This is a genomic window from Methanospirillum sp. (genome assembly GCF_028679455.1).
Classification (GTDB): domain Archaea; phylum Halobacteriota; class Methanomicrobia; order Methanomicrobiales; family Methanospirillaceae; genus Methanospirillum.
In genome coordinates, this window is the sequence record NZ_JAJRBM010000177.1 from 1 (window position 1) to 7,693 (window position 7,693).

9 protein-coding genes and 1 pseudogene are annotated in these 7,693 nt (G+C 48.6%); all 10 read left to right on the forward strand.

Annotated features, from left to right (window positions below; genetic code table 11):
* Positions 1–290 (forward strand): PP2C family protein-serine/threonine phosphatase (locus LUQ50_RS05945; protein WP_300037634.1); only part of this gene is annotated, 290 nt, incomplete at its 5' end.
* Between the two features lie 37 nt (positions 291–327).
* Entirely contained in the window at positions 328–1,716 is a 1,389-nt protein-coding gene (locus LUQ50_RS05950) for a carboxyl transferase domain-containing protein (protein WP_300037637.1), read from the forward strand.
* Positions 1,717–1,964: 248 nt separating this feature from the next.
* On the forward strand, positions 1,965–2,159 hold the full coding sequence (locus tag LUQ50_RS05955) for a thiamine S protein (protein WP_300037640.1): 195 nt from the start codon (positions 1,965–1,967) through the stop codon (positions 2,157–2,159).
* Positions 2,149–3,057: a TIGR00269 family protein gene (locus tag LUQ50_RS05960; RefSeq protein WP_300037643.1), complete on the forward strand. Its 909-nt coding sequence runs from the start codon at positions 2,149–2,151 to the stop codon at positions 3,055–3,057. Before LUQ50_RS05955 ends, LUQ50_RS05960 begins: the two co-directional genes overlap by 11 nt.
* Before the next feature lie 175 nt (positions 3,058–3,232).
* Positions 3,233–4,243: a quinolinate synthase NadA gene (gene nadA, locus LUQ50_RS05965; RefSeq protein ID WP_300037646.1), complete on the forward strand. Its 1,011-nt coding sequence runs from the start codon at positions 3,233–3,235 to the stop codon at positions 4,241–4,243.
* Positions 4,244–4,299: 56 nt separating this feature from the next.
* Positions 4,300–5,493, forward strand: a complete 1,194-nt coding sequence (gene nifS, locus LUQ50_RS05970) for a cysteine desulfurase NifS (RefSeq protein WP_300037649.1) — start codon at positions 4,300–4,302, stop codon at positions 5,491–5,493.
* Positions 5,486–5,923 (forward strand): Fe-S cluster assembly scaffold protein NifU, encoded by a 438-nt coding sequence (gene nifU / locus LUQ50_RS05975; protein ID WP_300037652.1) that lies wholly within the window; start codon positions 5,486–5,488, stop codon positions 5,921–5,923. The genes nifS and nifU overlap by 8 nt, the downstream gene beginning before the upstream one ends.
* Before the next feature lie 121 nt (positions 5,924–6,044).
* Entirely contained in the window at positions 6,045–6,866 is an 822-nt protein-coding gene (locus tag LUQ50_RS05980) for a hypothetical protein (protein ID WP_300037655.1), read from the forward strand.
* A complete protein-coding gene (locus LUQ50_RS05985; protein WP_300037658.1) occupies positions 6,863–7,027 on the forward strand; it encodes a hypothetical protein in 165 nt (54 codons plus the stop codon). Before LUQ50_RS05980 ends, LUQ50_RS05985 begins: the two co-directional genes overlap by 4 nt.
* A 181-nt stretch (positions 7,028–7,208) precedes the next feature.
* A pseudogene (locus LUQ50_RS05990) lies at positions 7,209–7,693 on the forward strand (hypothetical protein); the annotation flags it as partial.

Here is a 7,693-nt window from a genome sequence, read left to right on the forward strand (position 1 = left end):
CAACCGGGATTGCAATCGGTATCCTTGATGACATTCCCTACGACCAGAAATCAGTGCAGTTGCATACCGGCGATGTCATTCTCCTGTATACTGATGGTGTCACCGAAGCCGTTAATCCGGCTAATGAAGAATTTGGAGTCCCCAGACTCATTACTACCATGCAGAATTCATTATCCCTTCCGGTTCAGGATATTGTGGATACGGTTGTTACGAGCGTTTCCAATTTTAGTGGTACCCAGCCACAACATGATGACATCACGCTGCTGATCATCAGAGTTCACGAATCATAACGGTGGCTGACACATGAATTCCCTCATACAGGAGAGATTGAGTGTATTACTCGATCCTGACTCCTTCAATCCTCTCATCAGATCAGATGACACCGAATTAGTTGGCGGTACCGGGCGTATTGAAGGGAGAGAGGTCTGTGTAATCGCTCTCAATCCGGTTGCATCAGTTCCTCTTGATCCCTTTGAGGTATTACAGGATGAACTGAAACTCCTTGATTACGCCGAAGAACATCACCTGCCGGTCATCCATCTTGCCGACAGACCCGGACGGGTATCGATGGAGAGTACGGCTATTCCCCTCTCCATTATGCGAACCTACATTGATCCCCGGGGAGTCGGGAAGATCTTTGCACGTTTCGCCAGATTGTCAGGGATTGTTCCCCGCATCGCGGTTGTTTTTAATCCAATTGCCACCACCCTGACCTTTCCGGTTGCCGAATGTGATATCGTGCTGATGACAAAAGAGGCGGGAATGTCACTTGCCCGTCCGGATATGCAACGGCTTATGGCCGGTGAGGCTGCGAACTATGAGGTGTATGGCGGGGCAGAGATGCATGCAACAGCATCGGGAACCTGTGATATGCTGACTGAATCCCCAGATGATGCCTTGCTTCAGGTGCGTAAATTTTTACGATCCTTCCCTTCCTGGTATGGCGAGTATCCGCCGGTATTCAGTGCGGTGGAACCAGATCCCGAGGCACCATTACCTTCACCGGCTGCTCTCTCAAATCCGTATTCACTCTTTGATATGCATCAACTCATCGCGACATGCATCGATAAGGACTCGTTTCAGGAGCATCGCGGATTGTATGCCCGTGAACTGATCACCGGGTTTGCCCGGGTCAATGGGATGACTCTGGGAATTATTGCTAATAATTCCATTCATAACGGAGGAATCCTGTTTCCCGAGAGTTCCCGGAAACTTGCAGCATTTGCCTCACTCTGTGATGCATTTAACATTCCACTCCTCTTTCTTGCAGACAATCCTGGATTTATGGTTGGAAGAGAAGCCGAATCTACAGGTGTCATTCACCACGGCGCCCTGATATTTTCGACACTGGCAAATCTTTCAGTCCCCCGGCTCTGTGTGATAGTCCGCAAAGCGTACACGGCAGGGTTGTATGCCATGGGGGGGACCGGGTTTGAACCAGATCGTCTGCTTGCGTTTCCTGATGCAGAACTTACCATTTATGGGGTCAAGGCCATATCCCGGTTAGCCAGAGAAAGCGGTCTCAGCGTTCAGGAGACAAAGGCAGTTAAGGAGACCGTGAAGGCGACCGCCAATCCTGCCCAGTATGTAGAGTCCGGATTCATTGATGGCATAGTCAAACCTGAAGAACTCAGGGACGAGATCAATGCATTTCTCTCTCATACATGTTCTACACCGCTTGAGCGAATAGTCCCACGCAGGGTTCTCTGTATCTAACCAATCCTGCAAACAGGAACCCCTTCTTTTTTGATGCATACGACTCACCACGTTCTTTTTATTAATCCCTCGATTTAAGCAACATTCGTAAAATAACCTGATTTTTAGGAGAATTTAGATCATGGAGGAGCAAACCACAATTCGGAAATAAACCATATAATGAGATACGCAAGAATAAACTCATAAGATCCATGGAACAGGATCAAACCGAAGTTTAATGTCGCTATCTCTCACAAAACTGGAGAACTATGAAGATATTCTTCCCAGACGGTCATGAAGAAGAAATATCTGCAAGAGGAAGGACGATTGAAGCCATCATTCTCGAACAGGGCCTGAATCCCATTGAGGTGCTCATCTCCCGGGATGGAGCGATCATCCCTGAGGATACCATAGGGATTGATTCTGAAACCATCAGGCTGATCAGGATCTCCCATGGCGGGTGAAGTCCGGACCTGCTCCTCCTGTGCCGAAAAAGCGGTCTTTGTTGACCGGGAGAGTGGAACTCATCTCTGCAGCCGGCATCTCAAAGAATCGGTTGAAACCAGGGTACTTGCCCGGATTCTTCAGGAAGGGCAACTTCCCGGGATCATCGGAGTTGCATTCAGCGGAGGAAAGGATAGTACCGCACTTCTGGCTGCCCTTGCAAATCTCAAAGAGAAAATACCGGTACGACTGATTGCACTTACCGTAGACGAGGGGATCAATGGATACCGCGAGGAGACCATCAGCCACGCAAGGGAGGTCTGTACGATACTCGGTGTTGAACACCGGATCATCACCTTTTCTGAGATCTATGGGGAAACCCTTGACGAGATCATGAGAACAACCAACAGGAAGGCATGCACAGTCTGCGGGATTCTCAGAAGAAGGGCCCTGGAGGTTCTTGCTGAAAAGGAGGGGATCAGACTCATCGCAACCGGCCACAACCAGGATGACCATGCTCAAACGACCCTCATGAACGCTCTTTCAGCAGATATCAAAAAAGTGTTTGCCGGCTCTGGTCACTCAACACGCTTTGCTCACCGCATCAAACCGTTCGCAGCGGTGAGTGAACGTGAGGCCTCACTTTATGCAATTCTCGCCGGCCTGTTCAATGATCTTCCAGAATGCCCCTATGCAGGAGATGCACTTCGGGGAGAGATCAGGATGCTCCTGAATCAGTTCGAACAGGAACACCCGGGTTCAATGCGAAATCTTGCTCAGGCAGAAGAAGAGATTAGAACCCGATTGAGAGATAAAGTTGAGATCACCCCATTAGAAAACTGCAGGATCTGTGGGTGGCCGGGATCAGGAGAGATCTGCCAGGTTTGCTCCCTGATAAAAAAGAACGAGACCAGATAATCAGCAGGAGGATCCCAGGTACCAGTGTCCTGGATCTTCACCTCATGGATCCCGATGAAAAACAGGTATTCCTCGCTTCCACTCTTATGTCATGCAATTCAATCCGATACAGAGGCAAGAAACTCTGAATGCCGACTTGCCTCGACCGTGTGCATTATCCTTAAGAAGGATACACATGTTTATCACAATCGTGAAAGCCCTATCACCGGATAAATCATCACAGGATCTCGCTGAAAGCCAGGATCTCATCAGAGAGATCCGCGATATCGCTAACCGCCAGGGAGTTTTCATTCTTGCCCATAACTATCAGCCACCTGAAATCTACCAGATCGCAGACCTAATCGGTGACTCACTTGAACTCGCAAGGTCCGCACAGGAGACCGATGCCGATACGATACTCTTCTGTGGTGTTGACTTCATGGCTGATACCGCAAAGATCCTGAACCCGGATGCCAAGGTTCTGATTCCGGATCCGCAGGCAAAGTGCACCATGGCACATATGGCAGGAGAACAGGCAGCTTTGCAGCTCAAAAACCAGTACCCTGACGCGAAGGTGGTGAGTTATGTGAACACTACTACAGCGACCAAGGCGGTGAGTGACATCTGTTGCACTTCGGCAAATGCCATAGAGATCGTTGAGTCAGTTGACAGCGACCAGGTGATCTTCCTCCCTGACCGGAATCTTGCTGCGTATGTAAGCAGGTTTACTGGCAAAGAGATCATCCCTGCACCCGGATACTGCTACGTACATGATGAGATCACTCCCCAGAGCGTTACCGCGATGCAGATGCTTCATCCCGATGCAGAGATTATTGCCCATCCAGAATGCAGACCCACCATTATTGATATGGCTGACGCGGTATGTTCAACCAGCGGGATGACGAGGTATTGCCGGGACACCTCTGCGTCATCCTTCATTATCGGCACCGAGTCAGGTATGCTCCACCGGCTGCGGTCAGAAGTTCCTGGAAAGAAGTTCTTTTCAGTGGCAGGAGTGTGTGAACCGATGAAACGGGTAACTTTGGAGAAGATCAAAAAATGCCTGCAAACCGGGTCCGGAGAGGTATTACTGGAATCGAAACTGATGGATGCTGCACGACGTCCACTCCAGCAGATGATCGAGGTGTCCAAATCCAGACAGAGCCGATCCTGCAGAACCCGTGACGAGATCAGAAAAGGGCTATAGGCAAAGGAGCCCTTGTATTATCATCAGATTGCATTACATCACAGAACTGGCGTAACATGACTGCTGAACGAATCGTTTACATGGACCATTCCGCAACAACGGCAACCGATCCGGAGGTCGTTACGGTTATGATCCCGTGGTTTTCACAAGGGTACGGAAATCCATCGTCCCTGTACCGAATTGCTCGTGAATCAAAAAAAGCGGTAGAAGAGGCAAGAAATCAGGTCGCTACTGCACTGGGTGCCCAGCCGGATGAGATCTACTTCACCTCCGGGGGAACCGAATCTGATAACTGGGCAATCAAAGGGATTGCATTTGCAAACCGGAAGAAAGGCAACCACATCATCACCAGTGCCATCGAGCATCACGCGGTCCTCCACACCTGCGAGTATCTCGAAAAGCAGGGGTTTTCGATCACGTATCTCCCGGTTGATGATACTGGTCAGGTGCGAATTGAAGATCTTAAGGCTGCAATAACGGATCAGACCATACTGGTTACGATCATGTTTGCAAATAATGAGATCGGAACAATCGAACCAATTACAGAGATCGGAAAGGTCTGCCGGGAACACGGGGTGTATTTCCACACCGATGCAGTCCAGGCTATCGGTAATGTTCCTATCGATGTTTCTGCAATGCAGATCGATCTCCTCTCCCTTTCCGCCCACAAATTTTACGGCCCAAAAGGTATTGGAGCCCTCTATATCAGGAAGGGTGTCAGGATCGACAACTTGCTTCATGGAGGTGGGCAGGAGCGGCGTAAACGTGCTGGCACTGAAAACATAGCAGGAATCGTCGGGCTTGGTTTCGCCATTGGACGGGCAGTATCAGGTATGGATGAACGAAACAAGCGGGTTGCAGCACTCCGGGATCGCCTCCTTGCAGAAATTCTTGAAACCATACCCAATACCAGGCTGAACGGCCACCCCAAAGAACGTCTGCCAGGAAACCTGAACGTTAGTTTTGACTTTATCGAAGGAGAATCCATGCTTCTCCTGCTGGATCATTTCGGAATCTGTGCTTCTACTGGCAGTGCCTGCACTTCGGGATCGCTTGAGCCGTCCCACGTTCTGCTGGCAACCGGGCTGCCTGCTGAAACCGCCCATGGATCACTCAGACTCACTCTCGGGGCAGAGAACACTGATGATGATGTTGATTATGTGATAGAGCATCTCAGAAAGGTAGTGGTTCGTCTCAGGGAGATGTCTCCCTTGTACGCAGATCATAAAAAGAGGTCATGTAATGTATAGCGAAAAAGTAATGGATCATTTCATGAACCCCCGGAATCAGGGGGAGATCTCCGAAGCTGACGGTGTTGGAGAAGTCGGAAACCCGACCTGTGGTGATATCATGCGTATCTTCCTCACCGTGAAAGACAACATCATCACCGATGTGAAGTTCCAGACATTCGGATGTGGGGCAGCGGTTGCATCCAGCAGTATGGCAACCGAACTGATCAAGGGAAAAACCCTTGAAGAGGCATGGGAAGTATCTAACAAGGCTGTTGCAGAGGCACTTGAGGGACTACCACCCATCAAGATGCACTGCTCGGTTCTCGCCGAAGAAGGCATTCATCAGGCGATCAATGATTACCGGGTTAAGCACGGACTTGAACCGTGGGAAGAGAAGAACCCGCATTCACATGACCATCATGGTCATGAAGATGAGACCTGTTCATAATCCCATAAAATACCGGAAAAACTTTCTTTTTTCGATCCCGTGCATATGAATCCGCATAAGTTTTGGTTTATACCGCAAATACTACCATATGAACATGGTTGTTCAGCAGGTGAAAAACATTATGAGACACAATAGCATTCTGTCTTTCTCATTATTCCTTCTGATAATTGGGTGCTGCGGGTGTATCTGGGGCTTAGCTGATCCCATCACTGAATCTGGAGGGTTTAATCCCGATCCTCTGATAGTATTGCACCAGGCAGATACCAATAAAACAGTAGAAACGGGACCGGTGGCGTCAGAAGAACTGGAATCTGCGACACTGGTTCTAACCCATCCCCCGGATAGTGAAAGGATTCCATATACCGAGCGAAACTTCTCTCCTTCGATAGAAGCAGCAATTGCCTGGTGGATGGCTCCCGCTTTTATGGACAACACGTCTGAGTTCAGGGGATATCAGCGGGCAAATTCGGAAAAGAGAGCAACATTCGATGAGGAGAAGCAGATATTTTATAACTTTATTCAGGATTCCCTTGATACTGCTGAGAACGAATCGGAACTTAAATCTGATCTGATACTCTTCAGGGGGATTAGCCCCGGTGTTGCAGGTATGGTCCTGAACAACTCTGAATACCGGGAAGCAGCGTTTGCTTCAACTGCCTATGATCCTGCAGTCTGTCTCGATGTTTTCGGGGCAACAGACACAGAAGGATATCATAATGTCCTCGTGCTTGAGAGGAAAAACGGTGAACACACTCTGTACATCAACGAAGATGAACGGGAGTATCTCATACCCCGGGGATCTGACTGGCAGGTTGTTAAATCGATTGTTATCGATAATCTTACCATTGAAGCCGATTTCCTCCTTTTCAACCGGACGGAGATGACAGATTCCTTCAAAAATGTCAGGCTGATCTATATTACACCCATTCAGGGAGAGAAATGATGACAGAACCTCAGGACAAGAAAAAATCCAGGTTTATCGCTGACGAAGAAGATATTGAAATAATCGGAAACAAAATGCCGGATCAACAGCAGGTAAAGAATGCAGATCGGGTATTTGGGAAGATACTAAAGGATAAGAAGAACAAGAATGATCTCACATAAAACATATTATTTCATATCATCGATGAGCCAGACGCTCATGGGCGGACTTTTGTCAAAGGCAGTTCACCGTTGTGATTCGAAATGATAATCCTATTCAGAGTATGAGATGGCACTTTGAAACATCCCGGGGGAGATATCACGATTGTGAATATTCATATACTCATGCAGAGAACCTAGTACTATGAAACTGCTTGCAGGTATTCTGATCTTTGGCTTTCTTTTACTTGCAGCATTATCCAGTTCTCCTCACATCAACCCGGATAAGAGGACCTGTTGTGCAACCGACAATAATGGTCGTCTCACCTGCCACATGAATAGTCAGGGAGGTTCGCATGCCTGTAATTGTAAGACAAGTCCATCATTTCCTACCTGTTCCCTCCCGACAGGCACCTGCAATGGACCCTGTGGCCAGGTAATCGCACCTTCAGTACAGTCATCGCCGTTTCTCGACCGTATTCGCAGATATGCTGTCAGTGGGTATCGTAGGATAACAAAAGGGAACCTCCTAGAACATGAAACCAGGCATAGGATCTATGATACTATCGTTTCATGGCCCGGGGTGGATCTCAGAACACTCATGGATCTCACCGGATTAAACGAAAACACCTTGCGATACCACCTAGGTAGGTTATATGATGGCGGGAAGATACAGGCTACCACGATTGG